This window comes from Methanimicrococcus hacksteinii, from assembly GCF_032714515.1.
GTDB classification, from domain to species: Archaea; Halobacteriota; Methanosarcinia; order Methanosarcinales; family Methanosarcinaceae; genus Methanimicrococcus; species Methanimicrococcus hacksteinii.
On the sequence record NZ_JAWDKC010000008.1, the window covers coordinates 1 to 16822 of the forward strand.

Genomic DNA, 16822 nt, shown 5'->3' on the forward strand with positions numbered 1-16822 from the left:
GCCGGACCTGAGGGCAGGTTATCCACGTGTTACTGAGCATTACGCCATGTTCACGAAGAACATTTGACTCGCATGGCTTAGTCAAACACCGATAGCAGTAACCTCCGGCAGGATCAACCGGAATTATTAATAGATTTGAACATTTCAAACGCTGTGAGCATTCTCAATGTAATCCTGTACACACTTAGATGTTGCTTTTTATAGCTGGTTTTGGAAATACTGCAAACATTGCTGAATAATCAGAATTGTCGGAAAAAACTTATCAACCACGAATAAAGCGCTATTCACACTTAGTTCTTAGATTTTTGAGTTGCTTTCCTTTGTACACAGTTTGATATTCCTGTAAATCTCGTAACGATGATTTACAATTTTGTTCAATTTGCTGAGCAAATTGAAAGATCCATCTTGTTAAAGATGAAATTTTGAAAATCACCGCCGAAGTTTACCGAAACATCAGGTCACATATCAGTACGGGAAAAAACTCCCGACTTCATTAATTGATGAATGTAATATCACGAATTCGGCTGAGAAAACTCAGCAAATTACGCGGAATACAATATAAAGCTGACATTGTATTTAAGAATTTTGACACGTTTGTCAAATTCAAAAAAGCTCGGACAAATAAAATCCGTACTCATTTTACTTATGATTCTAAACGAATAAAATGTCAATCCATTCAATCCGAGACTTTGAAAGACTCGAACTGAGCGATTCCAAACAATATCACATTTCGTATATAAAGGTTGTGACAGGGTCTGAAAAAACAGCCGAAAATTCATGAAAAAAAGAAAAATCGGATTTTGAAAGAATGAAATCGGACATAACATTTAAACATGAAAACATTATTCTTACATAAAAATCAGCATTTACAATTTTATAAAAAATGAAATGTTTGTTCCGCCTCATTGCAAGAGGCGCATTTTAACAACAGCGGATCAATATTCAAAGATTCAGCAATATTTAATCAAATAATTATCAAATATTTATCAAAAACTCATAATTGAAGGTTTAAATTTATGGCAAATTATCACAATAACAGAGGCGGAAGAAGAGGACCTGCACCTCCGGAGGGCGAACAGGTCATTCGCGTCAGAATCCCGAAAAAAGAAGAACGCGAAGTATTGGCAATTGTAGAAAGCCTGCTCGGCGCAAACCACCTTAAACTCAGATGCATGGACGGCGTCGTCCGTATGGGACGTATCCCCGGCTCCATGAAAAAGAAGATCTGGATTCACGAAGGCGATGTCGTGATTGCCGTCCCGTGGGATTTCCAGGATGAAAAAGCAGACATTATTTGGAAATACACCCGCCCGCAGGTGGACTGGCTGGACAAAAAAGGTTATTTGAGAACATAAAGTTCTCAAATTTTAATTTTACATTTGGTAAAATCAATAATTAATTCAATAACTTAACTCGATAATTAATTCAATAACATAACCCGATAATTAATTCAATAATTGGCCGGGTAGTCAATTTAGGTGATTAATCTGACATTAATCCACCCATTATCGTTAATGAATTCATTATTCGTTCATTAATTCGTTCATTAATTAACAAATCATTTTTAGATTACCGATTTCACAGACAGCGAAATCAAATCAACTCCGCCCCGATTTTTAAGGTGACTGAATGAGTCAAAAGAAGATTGACAAACAGATGAAGCAAATCGAAGATAAGCGCGCCAAGAGCCGCATCTTTAAAAAAGATTCATCTTTTCTCAAAGCCGAAGAAAATGTCTTTGACGTGCCGACTTTAAAATTGCTTTATTCATTCGCCAACAAAGGGTATATCAATGAACTCGGCGGCTCAATCAGCACCGGAAAAGAAGCAAACGTCTTCTATGCAACCGGAAACGAAGGCGAAGTCGCCGTCAAAATCTACAGAATCAATTCAAGCACATTCAAGGCAATGGATCCGTATATTCTCAAAGATCCGAGATTTACCCACATCCGCCACAGCCGAAAAGATATCATTTTTGCATGGACGCAAAAAGAATATCAAAACCTGCTCCGGATCAGCAAAGCAGGAATTCGCGCGCCTCGGCCGATTACCTGTGACCGCAATGTTCTGATCATGGAATTCATGGGCGAAAACGGCGTTGCATACCCATCGCTGAAAGATGTCAAAATGGATGACGAAGACGCGCGCATCTTTTACGACCAGATTATTGAAGACATGCGCCGCATGTATGTCAGAGCATCCCTCGTGCATGCCGATTTAAGCGAATACAACATTTTAATTGATATTGAGAAAGGAGAAGCCGTCATCATTGATGTCGGCCAGGCCGTTACACTGAATCATCCAAACGCCCGCGAATTTCTCCTCCGCGATGTTGAAAATATAAAGCGTTTCTTCAGAAAATACGGCATTGAAGAAGAAACAAAAAGCATATTGGAACAAATCAAACAAAAGAAAGAAGAAGACATCATTGTAGAGCCGGATGAAACGGATGTAAAAGCCGCCGATGAAAAGACAAGTACGGATGAAGAAACAGGCACAGATGAAGAAACAAGAACGGATGAAAATATAAGTGCAGATGAAGAAACAGGCACAGATGAAGAAATGAATGCAGGGATTCCTGAAAAAGAAAACGATTGAAAATAAAAAGGAAGAATGAAAATGACCCAATTTGTAAAAGTTCCCAAAGAAAGAATCGCAGTCATTATCGGCCCGAACGGCGCCGTTAAAAAACAAATCGAAGAAGCCGCTAAACTGAAACTGGAAATCAACAGCGAAGACGGCCGCGTTGAAATCAAAGACGAAGAAGACCCCGTTGCCGGAATGCGCGCAATGGAAGTGATTAAAGCAATCGCCCGCGGTTTTTCACCCGAAAAAGCGTTGGAACTTTTTTATGAAGATTTCCTGACGCTGGACATTATTGACTTATCGGAAGCCGCATCGACGCCGAAAGAATTGGCGCGCCTCAAAGGCAGAATCATCGGCCGCGAAGGCAAAACCCGCGAAATTGCCGAAAAGCTCATCAACGTCAAAATTTCCGTGTACGGCAAAACCGTCAGCGTGATCGGATTTCCGGAACAGACAACAATCATCAGAACCGCCGTTGACATGCTCATTAACGGCGTCAACCACGGAACCGTTTACAGTTTCCTTGAAAAGAAGCATGACGATTTAATCCGCTCGCAATTGGATTCCATCGAATATATTGACATGGAAGAAGACGCAGACGAACAAGAGGAAGAATAATTCTTCACTCTTCCTTTTTTAAAAATTCAGATCTCATTTTAATTCAAAATAAATGTGCCGTTTACGCGCGCGATACCGCCTGCTTATTTATTTAGTTATTTATTTGCGGGCTTTTTTTTGTGCGCCGTGATAATGGTAAAACTGCGGGAATTCACAGTAATTTCAATAGAATCGACATTAACATACCAATTTTTGCCTCTTTTGGAAATACTGTCCGCATTTTCGATTTTTTGTCTGCACCATGTGACAACATCCTCGATATCCAATTCTAAATTCCGTTTAATTCGAATGACGCCCAAATCGGTCGTATGCACCTTGTCAATGTTAAGCAGTAAATCATTTGTCATTATTTCGCCCGCCTGCGTTATTTTTTCATCACCTGCAAATTAAAAAAATAAAAAATAAAGAGAATAAACAAAATCAACGAAAGAGAATAAACAAAATCAACGAAAGAAAATAATCGAGATCAATAGAGACCGTTCATTCGTCATCCTCATTATCATCCAAAATGATTTTGCCGTCCTCATCCGTTTTCAAGCCCGCTCCCGGCAAGAACTGTCCGCGTCCTTTTTTGGCAATCACCTGCGCGCCGTCCCAAACGACATCGCCGCGCGAAAGCGTCATTCCGGGGAAAAGGCCGTCCATTCCTTCATAAGGCGTCCAGTCACACTGCGTATGCAGATTTTTGGCTTTGATCGGAACAATGTTTTTCGGATCAAACAGCAGCAAATCGGCGTCATGCCCTTCTGCCATCGACCCTTTGCCGAGACGGTCCAAACCGAAAATGTAAGCCGGATTCCGGCTGGTCACCTGAATGACGCGCTCAAGCGTAAACAGATTTTTACGGACGCCGGCAAGCACCAGCGGCATCAAAGTCTCGACACCCGGAACACCGGACGGCGCAGACAGCATCGGCGCATCTTTTTCATAACGCATATGCGGCGCATGATCGGATGCCACGGCATTAATAAGTCCAGAATTCAGCGCCTGAATCATGTAAGCCGCATCAGCGGGCGAGCGCAGCGGCGGATTCATTTTGCCGAGCGTTCCCAATTTGCCGTAATCCTTTGTGGATAAAAATAAATGATGCGGCACAACCTCGCAGGTGACTTTGCCGGCATTGTTCAGCGGAGAAGAGTCTTTTTGGGCCTGCGTAATCAGTCTCACCGCTTCAGGCGTGCTGGTGTGGCAAAAATGAAGCCGGGCCGGAAAAGCCGCGCTTTTATTGATTTCCAAACAATCGGCAACCGCTTTTTCTTCGCTTTCGTTCGGCCGAACACGGGAATGAATATCAATACCGGTGTCATTTTTCAAAAGCTGTTCGTTTTCCAGGCGAATCGCTTCGTCTTCGGCATGAATGCAGGCCGGCGCGTCCATCTGCCCGATTTGTGACAGCGCTGCCCCCAATGTTTCTTTGCTGATGTTTAAAGCGCCTGTGGATTCGGCCATAAAAATTTCGCCGAAAACACTGATTCCGAGACGCCACAACTCTTTAAGCTTGTCAATATTATCCGTGACGCCGCCGTTGATACCGTAATCAACAACAGATTTCTTTTTGGCGTGCTTCAGTTTAAGAGAAAAACCAACCTTATCAACGACGGGAGGAATCGTATTCGGATGTTCCAAAACAGTTACAATTCCGCCTGCGGCCGCCGAACAGGATCCTGTATACCAGTCCTCTTTGTAAGTCAGCCCCGGATCCCGGAAATGGACGTGCCCGTCAATACCCGCCGGAATAACAACCATGTTATCGGCGTCAATTTTTTCATCGTAAGCAGAGACTCGGAATTCTTTGGCAATTCCTTTAATCTTGCCGTCTTCAATTAAAATTTCAGCAGGCACCAAGCGGCCGTCTTCGAGAATACGTGCGTTTTGAATCAGAACATCGGGCATAAAGAAGCATTGTCTTTCAAGTTTAATAAACTTCACCTGAAAAATTGTTTGTGACGCTGTTTTCGCTCGATGCCTGCCGCGCGCGCGAACAGCCCGAATTTAAAAAATAAAAATAAGAACCGAGCCGCACGTTTAATGAACGGAAGGAAGAAAAAAGGAAAAAAAGAGAAAGAGAAAGAGAAAGAGAAAGAGAAAGGAAAAGAAAAAGAGAAAAGGCAACGAAAAAGACAATCAAAAATCAAAAAGAGATTTTTGGGGTTTTTTCTTGCCGCTTTCTTTTGAAACGGGTTTTGATGCGGGCTCAGAAACCGATTCGGAAGCGGATTCAGAAACAGGTTCGGAAACAAGTTCAGAAACGGGTTCGGATTCTGTTGAAACCTGTTCGGATTCTGTTGAAACCGGTTCAGATTCCGCTGAAGCCGACTCGGATTCCGGCAGATCCACTTCGGAAACAGTTTCGGAAGAATCGGATTTTCCGGTTTCAAATTCGTCGGATAAATCGTCCGAAAATGTTTCGGGAATATCGTCTGCAGCTTCTTCTTTGTAAGTCGGCGCTTTGGACGGGCCCGTGTCTTCGGCAGTGCCGGCATCGGCGGGTGTCGAGCTTTTGTTGGACGCAAGATCCGAAACGGAGCGCACAGCCGGCTCTTTGGGCGCAGCGGGCGCGGCATCGGCGAAATCAAACAATCCTTTCTGCTGATATTTGTCAAGCGATCCGCCGTCAACGCCGAAAACTTCCAAAATGCGTTCCACCGGCGGCAGAATTTGTTTCTTAATGTAATATTCCGTATCAATCGGAATGTTGTGCTTTAAAACAAAATCCGGATCTTCAGCGCGTTCGACAAACAATCCTTTGCCCGACGTAATCACAAACGGAACACGCGTTCCGATCGGCGTTGAGATTCCCGTTCGTTCCTTGATTTTCTCGACAACCGTCAAATGCGGCTGCTTGTTTTTGTAATTGTCCGTTTTCTTAGAATAATTCTTGGTGAGAATCAGTTTGTTGATAAATTCCGGATTTTCCTGCAAATTCAAATTGCGAAGCTCGCTTGTCACGGAGCGGACATACTTGACCGCCTCATCGACATTACCTTCCATTAAAACAAGTTCCAGGACGCGCGTCAGCGTTTCGGACGTCAGCTCACACCAGTCGCGGCGAACGGTTTCCATCCCTTTGACTTTGATTTTGTTCGTCCATCCGGACCCGCCGCGTTCAAACAGCCACTGAGCATACCGTTTCTTGGCAATTAAAACCGCGCGGCGCGCAACCGCTTCAAATTCCAGTTCCATCGGCGCGGGCAGCGAAGCCGTCACAATCGACGCGGTTTTGGAGCCGACCAGCGCGGCATCTTCCAAACTGAACTGCTCAGGCGTTAATTCTTCGCCGGATTCGGCGGTACAATGCATGAAAACGCTGTCCGTATCGCCGTAAACGACGGAAAGCATAATAATTCTGACATCGCCTTTGATGACGGCGGAATCCAAATCGGAAATATTCCCGGAATCGAAATCAGCTTCAACTGTTTTTCCCCCGGCTTTGAATTCGTCCTTGATTTCATTTTCCAGCCACGCTTTGTTGTCGTAAAGGTAAATCTTGCCGATTTCTTGCGTGATAATGCGTTCCGTGTTGATGATATTTTCCCGGCCGATGCTGGTAACGGAACTGGCCATCGCCATACTGTATAAACGAGCGCGGGCGTAGCCGGTATAACCGTAATAGCTGTTGAGCAAAATTTTAAGCGCCATCTGCGTTGCGTCAAGCGCCAGGATTTCCTGTTCGCCCTCGGTTTGCTTCATCAGCTTTTTGGTTTCCATTCTGCGGTTGAGCAAATCTTCCAAAATGGACGGAACAATTCCTTTGATAATGTTCTGTTTAACAAAAATGCCGCCCGTCGGCGTGACTTCGACATCGCTGTCGGTAAGACCGAGCGCTTCCAAATCGCGGCGGTCCTGAACAATGGTCGTGTAGCACAGATTGTGCGCCATCATGATTGTCGGATAAAGAGATTTGTAGTCCAGAACAATGACATTTTCATGCAGGCCGCGGACCGGCTCTAAAACGGCGCCGCCTTTGAGTTCTTCATCACTGTCGCGCTCTTCATACGCTTCGCCGTCGGGTTTGACAGGCATCACACGATCATGTTTGCCGTATTCTTTCAGCATGACCTGCTCGACCATAGAAGTCTGGCCGCCGTCAAGCGTTTCCTGAACGACGGAATTTGTGATGCGCGCAAGCGCGATGTATTTGTCCAAAATCTTGAGATTTAAAAGCAATTCGATTGCAAGTTCCGAGTCGCGGCGGGAATAATTGATAAATTGCGCCAGCTTTTCGCCGCGGTCGCTCCAATAAGCTTCCATTTCGGAAGCCGGAACATCCAATTTTTCGCGGCCGAGCAATTCTTTCGCGGCGTTTCGGAGCGTATACTGCTTTAAGCTGAAATTGCGGCGGACGAGCGGTAAAACGTCGGAGACAATGCGCCCCGTAATTTCTGTTTTCACGGTCAAGCCGAATTTTTTAGAATAAGTCGGACTGCCGTCACGCGCAAGACCGGTTTTAATCGCTGCGCCTTTCTTTTTTAAAATGTCGGCGCGGCGGAGTAAATAAGGAATGTCGAAATCACCGATATTGTATCCGGTAATGAAATCAGGATCATATGCATTGATGGTTTCAAACGTTTTTGCCATCAATTCGTTTTCATTTTCCAGCCAAATTGTGTCGCCGTCGGCATCGTTTGTTTCATAATCAAACTCGTCGGGCTTGGGTTTTCCGACATAAACAAGCGTTTTTTTGCCGTTCCAAGCCGGCTCAAACGCGAAACTGACCAGAATAACCGGCGATTTCTCAGGCGTCGGCATGTTGCCGCGATCGGGCAGACATTCAATGTCAAAAGAAAGATAGCGCAAAGGCGCGTTTGAAATGCGGTCAAGCGGCGTCACCGATTTGGCGCAGATAATCAGATCGGATTTAATCGGAATTTCTTTGAGCAGATGGTCACGGTCCAAACTCGCGTCTTCTTCCGCTTCCACCCATTGGAAACCCCCGAGGTTCATATCGACGAGGAATCTGTTGCGGAAGAGAATATCGCTTTCAAAAAGCGCCGTCACACCCGGTAATTTGGCGACGTCGTCGCGGATTTCGGGAACGTTTCGCGGCGCTTGAACAATAATTTTCAAATACGGCGATTTTTTTGTCTGGTAACCCACCGGCGCGTAGCGCTCGACAATCTCAACGCGGACGATTTGAGGAAACTTCTCCGACAACTCCTTTTGAGTTTCTTCCGGCGTTGTGCTTTCGGCATAAAAAAACGGTTCGAATCCGGGAATCAAACAGCATACGCTTTTGCCGTCTTCGCTTCTTCCGAAAAGCCTGATGACCGGTTCGTCTTCACCGATCAATTTGTAATCCGCGTCAAGAATCTGAAAATTCATATCGGCTATAAACTTGTTTAATTTAATATATCCTTTTTGGAATGAAAAAACGAAAAGGAAAAGAAACTGAAAAGAAAAAGGGAAGAGAAAATAAAAAAAGAAAAGGCGGAAAAATAAAAAAGAAAATGAAATGGCTTAATAAGCCGTTGTTCCGCCGTCGATGACAACGATAGACCCGGTTGTGTAGCCTGCTTCGTCGGCAGCCAATGAAAGCAGCGCGGGATTGAGTTCTCCGTCTCTGCCGGTACGTTCCAGCGGTGTTGTCAGCCTGATGTAACGCTGGAATTCTTCGGATTCAAATGCGGGCTGCGTCAATTCGCTCGGGAAAAAGCCGGGACAAATGGCGTTGACGGTGATGCCGTATTTGCTCCATTCAACGGCAAGCGCGCGCGTCAGGTTCACGACGCCGCCTTTTGTCGCGTGATAAGCGCATGATGTCGCCAGTCCTTTGTTGATATTTCCGACCAGGCCGTGCATCGACGCGATATTAATAATGCGGCCGTAATTGTTTTTGATCATTTCTTTTCCGAACTCGCGCGCGGTTTTAAAAACGGACGATAGGTTCAATGTCACCGTGAAATCCCATTGTTCGTCCGTCATTTCTTCGGCCGGCGCGGGAACGGCAGAGCCGGCATTGTTGATTAAGATGTCGACTTTTCCGAATTCTTCAATAACGGCGGCAACCGCATTTTGAATATCTTTTGTCTGAGTCAAATCCGCCTGAACGGGCAGGCATTTCCGACCGGTTTTGCGGATTTCGGCCGCGACACTTTCGAGTTTATCCATCCGGCGCGCAATAATGGCGACATCTGCCCCCTGTTCGGCCAATACTTTTGCAAACTGTACACCGAGTCCTGATGAGCCGCCCGTAATAACGGCGACTCTGCCTGTTAAATCAAACATTTTGAATTCTCCATGATAAATGAATAAGCCGAGATAGGCTTAGTCAAAAAGTCTAAAATTTGTCATATATATACATGATGGATAATTGTAAACCAAAAAAACAGAAAAAAAACAAATTGATTCAACAATTCAGCATTAAAGAATAAAAATGAAAATCAAAAAACGGAAAAACAAAAATCAAGGATGAAAACCAAAATCAAAACAAAACCAAAACCAAAATCAAAATCAAAACAAAACCAAAACCAAAACCAAAACCAAAACCAAAACCAAAACCAAAACCAAAACCAAAATCAAAACAAAACCAAAACCAAAATCAAAACAAAACCAAAACCAAAACCAAAACCAAAATCAAATTTGCCGATTAATTGACCGAATAATGTTCAAATTGATAAAATCATGAAAATTATAAGAGAATAAATGATTGAATTTTTTAATATATTTATTGACAAATCGAAATCAGAAGAATAAAAAAAGATTAATATGATTGAATGAACAAACATAGAAATTGCAAGAATTAACAAAAAAACGGAGAGATTAACATCATACTGGATGAAACAACGAAGCAAGCAATTTCAGTAAATCACGCCTGCTTTATACTGATCATTTCAGGTATGATTTGCTGTGCGCTGCTGTTCATAGGAATGGTGACAGTCGACCTCGTTATTCTAAAGATTCTGGAAGAAATCAATATGCAGAACAATATGCTGTATAAAGTATTCCGACTGACCCTCAGCATAACAACTTCAATTGTGATTTTAGTGTTTTATGTTTTTAACACATATTATTGCATCAAAGATATTCAAAAAGAATACTGCCGCCAAACAGAATGAAACTTTGAAAACAAAAAAATGAAAACGAAAAATAGAAATTAAAATGAAAGCAGAAACAGAAAACGAAAGCAGAAACAGAAAACAAAAACGGAAAATAGAAAACGAAAGCAGAAACAGAAAACAAAAATGAAAATAGAAATTAAAAATAGAAACAACCAACACGGAAAACACATCAGGATGTGCATAAAATGTCAGAGAAATATATTAAGAAATTTATCCGGAATTTATTGTTTATCTTCAGCTATCTGATGATCGTATTCTTTTTCAGCTTTGCAATTTCCTATGCGCTGATTGTTTTTGCAGTTCATTTTACGGGAATTGCCGGCTCGGACGCTTTGATGATCGCTGTTATCACATTGACGGCACTCGTTTACAGTGTTTTTGAATTTTCGCGCATTTACAAAGAAAAATGGACGCCGGCAATAGTCATTATGAGCGTTCTTTTGTATTCGGCAGAGAAACTCGGAACTGAAAAACGAGGACAAGATGAATCGGAATACGATGTTGAATCCGTATTTCAGTCCGTAAAATTCAAAAACGTTTTGCCGGATTGGAATTAAACGAAGAAGATTCGAAAAAGCGGAAGAGTGCGGACTCTTCGGCTTCAGCTTTTTTTAAAAATGTTTGTGATAGAAAAGAAAAAGAAAAAAACAGAAATGAAATGAAATTATCGGATTTTAAAAAATAAAGAAAGATGTCCGGGTACGTGACCCGAACAACTGATATTATGCCCGGAGCGTGACTCGAACACGCGACCTCCAGATGTCTCAGGAATTTTGAAATTCCAACAAGACGCCGTCATTATTTTCCCTATGAGTCTGGCGCCCCAACCGACTAGGCTATCCGGGCTGTCGGATGCATTAGAATAAACATTTTGATATTAAAAGATATTGATTGAAATGGAGGATTTTACCGTTTTTCTGTCTTTTTGTTTTTTAGGATTTATAAAAATATAAATAAAAGACGAACTTAATTAAAAGTGCTTTCAAATAAATAAAAATGCATATATTTAAATAAAATACGAAGAGAGGACATAATGACGAAAGTAATCGGCTTCTGCGGAAGCCCGCGGAAAAACGGCAACACGCATTTTTTAATTGAAACGATTTTAAAAAATGCGGCGGAAAAGGGGTTTGAAACGGAATATGTTTCGCTGAATAAAGCCGACATCGGTTTTTGCGAAGCTTGTGACGCGTGCCGTAAAAGCGGCAAGGGCTGCGTGAAAAAAGACGGCATGCAAGTAATGGGTGAAAAAATGAAAGAATCCGATGTCTGGGTTCTCGGAACGCCGGTTTATTGGTGGGGGCCGACGGCGCAAATGAAAGTTTTTACCGACAGATGGTACGGTTTGCCGCGCGAAACGTTCCAAAATAAGAAAGTGATTTTGGTTGTCCCGATGGAAGATACGGAAGAAAAAACCGCGTCTCACGTAATCGGAATGTATCAAGATGCTTTTGATTATATCGGTGTTGAAATGGCTGACATTATCGTTGCCAAAGGCGTTATGGAAGCCGGCGCGGTTCAGGCAAAACCCGACATTATTAAACAGGCGGAAGATGCCGTTAATAAAATTTAAAAAATAAAAACAAAAATGGAAACAACAGAACGAAAACAACAGAATGAAAACAAAAATGAAAACAAAAATGAAAACATAATGAATTAATGAATAATACAAGAATGAAAAACAAAAACGAAGGCGATAAAAATGAAATTAGACAAAGAATCCATGGACCTCATCTTTGATGAAGCCCGAACGCACAAATATTTTGAAAAAACGGAAATTTCCGACGACTTGCTGATTCAAATTTATGACGAACTGAAAATGGCGCCGACTTGGGCGAACTGCCAGTCGGGACGTTTTGTGTTCGTCAAAAGTGAAGAAGGCAAGAAACGGCTTCTTCCTTTTGTTGCCGAATCGAATCAAAGAAAAGTTGAAGAAGCATCGGCGACGGTTATTGCTGCGTATGACTCGAAATTCTATGAATTTATGCCCCGCCTCTACCCGCACGGGGACTATTATACAATGTTTTCCCAAGACGAAACGTTTGCCGAAAGAGCAGGCCTTTTAAGCGGATCGCTGCAGGGCGCTTACCTGATAATTGCGGCGCGCGCTTTGGGACTGGACTGCGGACCGATGGGCGGCTTTGATAATGCGGGCGTCGATAAGGAATTTTTCCCCGACGGCCGGTTTAAATCCGTTTTCTTGTGCAACCTGGGAATCGGAGACAAAAGCAAACTGCATCCGCGCGATGACAGATTTAAGTTTGACGAAGCCTGTAAAATTCTGTAACATTTTTAAAAAAAGAAAATAAAAGAACAAGAGAGACGATAAGTCTCTCAACTGTTTTATTATGCACTGTCAGTATCCGGTTGCGGTTGCCAGCGTAATGAGCGCGTCGTCGTCAACCGTCCCCGTGACGGTGACAAACATGCTGTCGCCGAGCGCCCAAGCCACCATGTACTTGCCGTACTGCGGCGCCTCATCAGTTTCGGCCGCGAACAAAGTCGCGTCGTGACCGCTGAACTGAATCGTTGTGATGTTGCTGTCACTGCCGTATGTTTTCAAATGGCTGTCTTTCATCATCTGAATGTAAGAGTCAGGCGTTTTGGTCGTGTTCGCAATCGCGACATCGTAATATGTCAGGAAAACGGGTGTTCCGGCTGATCCGTAATGGTAAATGCCTTGGTAACCGTACAGCGCATCCGTGACGCCGATGTGCTGTCCGTGAGACTTAACGGTCGCCGTTGAGAAGAAAACAAATCCTTCAGGAACGGGGTGAACCAAAGTCAAATTCGCATCAAACGGCGGAACGGGTTTTTGAACGGATTCATTGCTTGAATTGTCCGTTTCATTTGAAGTGTTTCCCGTGTTGTTGCCTGTCGTGTTGTCGGTCGTATTGGTTGTGTTGTTTGTCGCGTTGTCTGCGTCATCACCGCCGAGGCAGCCGGAAACGCCGACTGCGAAAACGACAGCGAGGAGAAGAAACGCAACAAGAATGTTTTTCTTCATGTTTTTGCCTCATTTATGGTTTCATAATTGAAATTATTTAAAGATCAGATGCTTCCGCGAGCTCTTTTAAAACGGAATAATTGACCTGGCCGTTGGCAATCACAAGATAGCTGTCGTCATAGACATCGCCGGACCAGTTGGACCAAACCAAAATGTAGCGGCCTTCTTGGGGGGTGTCCTGAACGGTTGCTTCAAGGAGCGTTGCGCCGTGCCCGTTGATTGAAACGGTTGAAACCTGGCTGTCACCGCCGTACTTGGAAGCGTGAGAGGAAATCATTTCCTGAATGTATTCGTCCGCTGTTTTGCTGCCGTTGCATTTGTAAACGGAGAAATAAACATTGGAATCGTTGTATGTCAGCATGTTTCTGTAGCCGATCAGGGCATCGGAAATGCCGAGTCCTTGCGTGTTTGCAATAACGGAGCGCGTCGCAAGGTGCGTAAAGCCTGCGGGAAGCGGATTGACCGTAACAACGCTGCCGTTGAATTCGGTGATAATTGTCGCATTCGACTGCGTGTTATTTTCAGCAGGCTCCGTCGGGACGGGCTCGCTGACTGTTTCGTTTGTTCCATTGTCGGTGCCGTTCGTATTGTCATCGCCGCCCAAGCAGCCGGAAACCCCGACTAAAACAGCGGTCAATAAAATCAGAATCAAAAGAATAGATTTTTTCATGGGAAAACCTCAATTTTTATCAAGAATCGCAAGGTAAATACGCAATCATCTTATAAAAGCGATTTGAATCCGAAATTTCCCGGAAATCTTTGAAAAACAAAAACGAAATTCGGAAAATTCAAAGCAAAGAAACAAAAACAAAAAACAAAAAACAAAAAACAAATACCCGCCATTGAAATGAAGCAAAAAAGACATTCGGGTTTGACCGAATTTTTTCAAAAAACGACAGCTTCCCGCGCGCGGCAGCAACGGAAACGGCAAGGCAGCAGGCAGCAATGGAAACGGTAAGGTACAAGCAGCAACGGAAACAGTAAGGTAACAGCAGCAACGGAAGCAGTAAGGTAGCTGCGGCCCCGTTCGCGACAGCGAACGGCTGCTCAAAAAAGAAGCAGATGCATATGGTACGCTGTGACCGACAGAAGAGGAAAACGGTAACGGATGACAAAAAGTAAGAAGTGAAAAAAGAAAAGCGGAAAAGAAAATGGAAAACAAAAAAGAAAAGCGGAAAACAAAAGAAAATGGAAAACAAAAAAGAAAAGCGGAAAACAAAAGAAAATGGAAAACAAAAAGAAAAATGGAAAATGAAAAAGAATAAACAGGATTGATTGTCCCAACCAACCCTTAAATTACGAATCAGATTCCAAACTCAAATTTTGAGATTAAAGTCCTGAAGCGACGGCCAACGACTCAATGGTGTCGTAATCGACTTGCCCCGGAACTTGTCCTTTAACGACGAAAATCAAATTATCGCGCGTCCAGCCGATCATATCGGGACCGGAATCGGATGTGAGCTTGGCGGCGCTGTGACCGTTTAACGTGATTTCGGAAACGCTTGCAGAATAGGAATTTTCATAGGATGTGTTCATCTGCTGCAAATATTTGGAAGCGTCAGCGCTTGTGTTTGTTTTGAAGCAGTAGAAATAAACGGTTGCGTTTGTCACGGAATCGTTTGCGAATTTATAATAGCCGCGGTAACCATATAAAACGTCGGTAATGCCGATGCCTTCGCCGTGTGATTTGACGCTTTGCGTGGACAGGAATTCAAATCCCGCGGGAAGATTGCTGACCGTCACGATATTTGTGCTGTAATTTAACGATCCGACAGACACTGCCGGAACGGAATCATTGTCGGTGCCGTCGCCCGAATCTGTACCGTCATCCCCGCCCAGGCAGCCGGCAGCGCCGACCGCGATAAAAACGGCAAGAATGATCAAAAGAATTGTCATCAGTTTTGTCATAAAACCCCACCTGATTGATCAAAAACCAATCATATATGGAAGGCTTTTATATTATTTAATTCGAGCGTTAAAAACAGATTTTAAGAGGCTGTCAGAATGAACAGCAGTCACACGGTTTTGCCGGGCGGACAATTCCGACGGCTCCTTCAGAACATGCTTTGGTGCATTCAAAACAATTCGGCCGGCAAAGGTCGGGATTTGAGAGAACAGGCAAACCGCTTTCGGACTCCAAAAGCGAATCGGGACAAGCTTTAACGCAGGATCCGCAGTGAGCGCATTTAGAATTTGAAAAAACCGGAAACCAATGTTTTGCCATAATGATCAAAAAGAAACCTAAAACGAAATAGAGATTAAAAATAGAATTAAAAGAAAATTAAAGAGAGAAAAATTCTCTCTTAGAATTGTTTTAACTTAAAGTTTGGAAGCGTCGGCAATTGTTTTGAGTTCATCAAAGGCTGCCGGTCCGTTCACGACAACAAGGTAACTGCCGTTTGTCCATGCAAGAACGTATCTTTCAGCATCGGATCCGCCGGATGTAACGGTTGTTGTAATCAATGTTGCGTCGTGGCCGTTGACCTTAGTGGTCGTCACATTGCTGGTCTGCGGGTATTTTTCTTTGTTGGCGTCAATCATTGCCTGAACATAAGCTTTTGCAGAGCTGTTGTTTTCGGTTTGGAAAACATTCAGATAGATGTTTGAGGAGTTGCGTGCGTAATAGCCTGAAAATCCGGCAAGCGCATCTTTGATGCCGTCGATATTTTCATTGTCTGCTGTCACGTTCTTAACGGCCAGAAGTTCGTAACCGGCCGGAACGGGATCAACGGTCACAATTGAACCGTCGAAGGTTGCGTTTGTTGTAATGTTTGAATTGTTTGAATTATTTGATGAATTGTTTGTCGGGGTGTCATCGCCGCCCAAGCAGCCGGAAACGCCGACTGCGACAGCCAAAAGAGCCACCAACAAAACGATTAAAATGCTTTTTTTCATTTGAATCACTCGATTTGTTTATTTTTAATTTGTTAAGAATTGAGAACTGATTTTAAAACCTGATAAATAAACCCGAATAGAATTGCGGACAATGAAATCCGAATTATATTCCGTTCCCCGAAGAGGGCTGAAGTGTTGAAAACATACTTGTCCACCGATCCGGACCGGTTCTCAAAGAATATTCTTCGAAATCCGCGTCCAAATCTCCGGCATTTGCCGCATCGGGAATTGATTCAATTGATTTTGCATTCAGATATTCCTGACTTGTAAAGTTATCGTTCGCGTTTTTATTTTCAAGTGCCATTGCCGTTGCAACAAGCGCAAAAATTAAAACGGCTGCGATAAGCAATCCTTTTTTGCTCAATCAATATTCCCCCTTTATCCTGATCGTCAAGCACGGAATTTTTCAAACAAGATCAAATGCAATGCATAAACCGTCAAATGTTTTTCAACATCCGCCGGCGGTTTGAAAAATTGAGTAAACCACCATACCGTGCTTGGTATAACATCAAATCACGAAAAACCCTTTATTAAGTTTTGCGGTCATTATTTTTAAAAAACGCAATCTGTTATACGATATAACGTTTAAACCGTCGATAATTGACGACAACGAAAAGAAGAACGCCAATAAAAGAAAAGCAAACACGAAAAGCAAATA

General features: G+C 43.3%; 18 protein-coding genes, 1 tRNA gene and 1 rRNA gene. 7 read left to right on the forward strand and 13 right to left on the reverse strand.

Translation table 11 applies throughout. The features are described from left to right. Positions 1–124 (reverse strand): 16S ribosomal RNA (locus tag MmiAt1_RS01500); the annotation flags it as partial. A gap of 892 nt (positions 125–1016) precedes the next feature. Here MmiAt1_RS01500 and eif1A point away from each other — a divergent pair. The 3 genes from eif1A to MmiAt1_RS01515 all read left to right on the forward strand — a co-directional run bounded on the left by eif1A (position 1017) and on the right by MmiAt1_RS01515 (position 3204). Beyond that, positions 1017–1355, forward strand: a complete 339-nt coding sequence (gene eif1A, locus MmiAt1_RS01505; protein ID WP_318785141.1) for a translation initiation factor eIF-1A — start codon at positions 1017–1019, stop codon at positions 1353–1355. A 274-nt stretch (positions 1356–1629) separates the two neighbouring features. Further along, a complete protein-coding gene (locus MmiAt1_RS01510) occupies positions 1630–2598 on the forward strand; it encodes a serine protein kinase RIO (RefSeq protein WP_318785142.1) in 969 nt (322 codons plus the stop codon). Positions 2599–2619: 21 nt separating this feature from the next. Further along, complete coding sequence (locus tag MmiAt1_RS01515) at positions 2620–3204, forward strand: KH domain-containing protein (RefSeq protein WP_318785143.1); 585 nt, start codon at positions 2620–2622, stop codon at positions 3202–3204. A gap of 95 nt (positions 3205–3299) precedes the next feature. Here MmiAt1_RS01515 and MmiAt1_RS01520 read toward each other — a convergent pair whose 3' ends face one another. The 4 genes from MmiAt1_RS01520 to MmiAt1_RS01535 form a co-directional block, all read right to left on the reverse strand. Next, positions 3300–3551: a DUF3781 domain-containing protein gene (locus tag MmiAt1_RS01520; protein WP_318785144.1), complete on the reverse strand. Its 252-nt coding sequence runs from the start codon at positions 3549–3551 to the stop codon at positions 3300–3302. Between the two features lie 133 nt (positions 3552–3684). Then, positions 3685–5097 carry a dihydroorotase gene (locus MmiAt1_RS01525; protein ID WP_318785145.1) on the reverse strand — a complete coding sequence of 471 codons (1413 nt, stop codon included), beginning with the start codon at positions 5095–5097 and terminating at the stop codon, positions 3685–3687. 231 nt (positions 5098–5328) lie between these two features. Next, positions 5329–8526, reverse strand: a complete 3198-nt coding sequence (locus MmiAt1_RS01530; protein ID WP_318785146.1) for a DNA-directed DNA polymerase — start codon at positions 8524–8526, stop codon at positions 5329–5331. Between the two features lie 135 nt (positions 8527–8661). Next, complete coding sequence (locus MmiAt1_RS01535; RefSeq protein WP_318785147.1) at positions 8662–9429, reverse strand: SDR family NAD(P)-dependent oxidoreductase; 768 nt, start codon at positions 9427–9429, stop codon at positions 8662–8664. A 183-nt stretch (positions 9430–9612) separates the two neighbouring features. Here MmiAt1_RS01535 and MmiAt1_RS01540 point away from each other — a divergent pair, with 183 nt between their 5' ends. Together MmiAt1_RS01540 and MmiAt1_RS01545 are read left to right on the forward strand one after the other, a co-directional pair. Next, complete coding sequence (locus MmiAt1_RS01540; protein WP_318785148.1) at positions 9613–9798, forward strand: hypothetical protein; 186 nt, start codon at positions 9613–9615, stop codon at positions 9796–9798. A gap of 649 nt (positions 9799–10447) precedes the next feature. After that, entirely contained in the window at positions 10448–10819 is a 372-nt protein-coding gene (locus MmiAt1_RS01545) for a hypothetical protein (RefSeq protein WP_318785149.1), read from the forward strand. A 168-nt stretch (positions 10820–10987) separates the two neighbouring features. Here MmiAt1_RS01545 and MmiAt1_RS01550 read toward each other — a convergent pair. Next, a tRNA-Met gene (locus MmiAt1_RS01550) sits at positions 10988–11108 on the reverse strand. A gap of 187 nt (positions 11109–11295) precedes the next feature. Between MmiAt1_RS01550 and MmiAt1_RS01555 the strand changes: the two genes are divergently transcribed. Both MmiAt1_RS01555 and MmiAt1_RS01560 read left to right on the forward strand, forming a co-directional pair. Next, positions 11296–11835: a flavodoxin family protein gene (locus tag MmiAt1_RS01555; protein WP_318785150.1), complete on the forward strand. Its 540-nt coding sequence runs from the start codon at positions 11296–11298 to the stop codon at positions 11833–11835. Positions 11836–11964: 129 nt separating this feature from the next. Beyond that, positions 11965–12549, forward strand: a complete 585-nt coding sequence (locus MmiAt1_RS01560) for a malonic semialdehyde reductase (RefSeq protein ID WP_318785151.1) — start codon at positions 11965–11967, stop codon at positions 12547–12549. 69 nt (positions 12550–12618) lie between these two features. Here the strand turns inward: MmiAt1_RS01560 and MmiAt1_RS01565 are convergent, their stop codons facing one another. From MmiAt1_RS01565 to MmiAt1_RS01595, 7 genes are all read right to left on the reverse strand, one after another. Beyond that, complete coding sequence (locus tag MmiAt1_RS01565; RefSeq protein WP_318785152.1) at positions 12619–13269, reverse strand: hypothetical protein; 651 nt, start codon at positions 13267–13269, stop codon at positions 12619–12621. 37 nt (positions 13270–13306) lie between these two features. Further along, entirely contained in the window at positions 13307–13939 is a 633-nt protein-coding gene (locus MmiAt1_RS01570) for a hypothetical protein (protein ID WP_318785153.1), read from the reverse strand. Between the two features lie 118 nt (positions 13940–14057). Further along, positions 14058–14384, reverse strand: a complete 327-nt coding sequence (locus MmiAt1_RS01575) for a hypothetical protein (protein ID WP_318785154.1) — start codon at positions 14382–14384, stop codon at positions 14058–14060. A gap of 214 nt (positions 14385–14598) precedes the next feature. Next, positions 14599–15177, reverse strand: a complete 579-nt coding sequence (locus tag MmiAt1_RS01580) for a hypothetical protein (RefSeq protein WP_318785155.1) — start codon at positions 15175–15177, stop codon at positions 14599–14601. 91 nt (positions 15178–15268) lie between these two features. Continuing rightward, positions 15269–15493, reverse strand: a complete 225-nt coding sequence (locus tag MmiAt1_RS01585) for a 4Fe-4S binding protein (protein WP_318785156.1) — start codon at positions 15491–15493, stop codon at positions 15269–15271. A gap of 95 nt (positions 15494–15588) precedes the next feature. After that, complete coding sequence (locus MmiAt1_RS01590; RefSeq protein WP_318785157.1) at positions 15589–16164, reverse strand: DUF4367 domain-containing protein; 576 nt, start codon at positions 16162–16164, stop codon at positions 15589–15591. Between the two features lie 103 nt (positions 16165–16267). Continuing rightward, entirely contained in the window at positions 16268–16528 is a 261-nt protein-coding gene (locus MmiAt1_RS01595) for a hypothetical protein (protein WP_318785158.1), read from the reverse strand. Positions 16529–16822 lie beyond the last annotated feature (294 nt).

Coding starts and splice junctions, on each gene's coding strand:
- MmiAt1_RS01580 (WP_318785155.1), bottom strand. CDS start 15,177: ATGACAAAACTGATGACAATTCTTTTGATCATTCTTGCCGTTTTTATC.
- MmiAt1_RS01560 (WP_318785151.1), top strand. CDS start 11,965: ATGAAATTAGACAAAGAATCCATGGACCTCATCTTTGATGAAGCCCGA.
- MmiAt1_RS01510 (WP_318785142.1), top strand. CDS start 1,630: ATGAGTCAAAAGAAGATTGACAAACAGATGAAGCAAATCGAAGATAAG.
- MmiAt1_RS01515 (WP_318785143.1), top strand. CDS start 2,620: ATGACCCAATTTGTAAAAGTTCCCAAAGAAAGAATCGCAGTCATTATC.
- MmiAt1_RS01585 (WP_318785156.1), bottom strand. CDS start 15,493: ATGGCAAAACATTGGTTTCCGGTTTTTTCAAATTCTAAATGCGCTCAC.
- MmiAt1_RS01535 (WP_318785147.1), bottom strand. CDS start 9,429: ATGTTTGATTTAACAGGCAGAGTCGCCGTTATTACGGGCGGCTCATCA.
- MmiAt1_RS01565 (WP_318785152.1), bottom strand. CDS start 13,269: ATGAAGAAAAACATTCTTGTTGCGTTTCTTCTCCTCGCTGTCGTTTTC.
- MmiAt1_RS01530 (WP_318785146.1), bottom strand. CDS start 8,526: ATGAATTTTCAGATTCTTGACGCGGATTACAAATTGATCGGTGAAGAC.
- MmiAt1_RS01555 (WP_318785150.1), top strand. CDS start 11,296: ATGACGAAAGTAATCGGCTTCTGCGGAAGCCCGCGGAAAAACGGCAAC.
- eif1A (WP_318785141.1), top strand. CDS start 1,017: ATGGCAAATTATCACAATAACAGAGGCGGAAGAAGAGGACCTGCACCT.
- MmiAt1_RS01520 (WP_318785144.1), bottom strand. CDS start 3,551: ATGACAAATGATTTACTGCTTAACATTGACAAGGTGCATACGACCGAT.
- MmiAt1_RS01570 (WP_318785153.1), bottom strand. CDS start 13,939: ATGAAAAAATCTATTCTTTTGATTCTGATTTTATTGACCGCTGTTTTA.
- MmiAt1_RS01590 (WP_318785157.1), bottom strand. CDS start 16,164: ATGAAAAAAAGCATTTTAATCGTTTTGTTGGTGGCTCTTTTGGCTGTC.
- MmiAt1_RS01545 (WP_318785149.1), top strand. CDS start 10,448: ATGTCAGAGAAATATATTAAGAAATTTATCCGGAATTTATTGTTTATC.
- MmiAt1_RS01540 (WP_318785148.1), top strand. CDS start 9,613: ATGAAAACCAAAATCAAAACAAAACCAAAACCAAAATCAAAATCAAAA.
- MmiAt1_RS01525 (WP_318785145.1), bottom strand. CDS start 5,097: ATGCCCGATGTTCTGATTCAAAACGCACGTATTCTCGAAGACGGCCGC.